1 protein-coding gene is annotated in these 596 nt (G+C 63.4%); it reads left to right on the forward strand.

Annotated elements, in window-relative coordinates; genetic code table 11:
- Positions 1 to 443: cation transporter dimerization domain-containing protein (locus tag PKF00_RS44960; RefSeq protein ID WP_271223768.1), on the forward strand; the 443-nt coding region annotated here is incomplete at its 5' end.
- Between the last annotated feature and the right edge of the window lie 153 nt (positions 444 to 596).

Raw genomic sequence — 596 nt, forward strand, 5'->3', positions numbered from 1 at the left:
TCGGCGGCACGCTGATCCTCCTCTACGACATGCGCTGGGTCGACCCGGCCGTCACCATCGGCATTGCGGCCTATCTCCTCTACCTGGCCTTCACCGAGATCGGCACCCCGATCCGTACGCTGATGCTCGGCAGCCCGCCCGATATCGACGGCGCCGCCGTCATCGAGGCAATGCGCAACCGGGACGGCGTACAGGACGTTCACCACGTGCATCTCTGGCAGATGCAGGAACATGAAGCAGCGCTCGACTGTCACGTCGTCCTGACCGGCGCGGGCTGGGCGCGCCTCGAAGATATCAAGGCAGATCTCAAGGACGCGCTGCAAAGCCGCTTCGGTATCGCGCATTCGACCCTGGAGTTCGAACACGCCGATCGTGCCCACGAAAATGCCGGCCTTTACGGTCATCCCGAGCCGGCGGACAAGGAGGACACCGATGTTCACTGAAACACTGACCGATCGTGACGACGTCATCGGCATCGTCTGCGAGGGGAAACTCTCGCAGGCCGACTTGAAGCGCATGCACGCATTGCTGAACGAGCGGTTGGAAACGGCCAACGGCAGCCCGGGCCTGCTGGTGGATCTCACCGGCTTCGAGGG

The organism is Streptosporangium carneum (genome assembly GCF_027922005.1).
Classification (GTDB): Bacteria; Actinomycetota; Actinomycetes; order Streptosporangiales; family Streptosporangiaceae; genus Streptosporangium; species Streptosporangium carneum.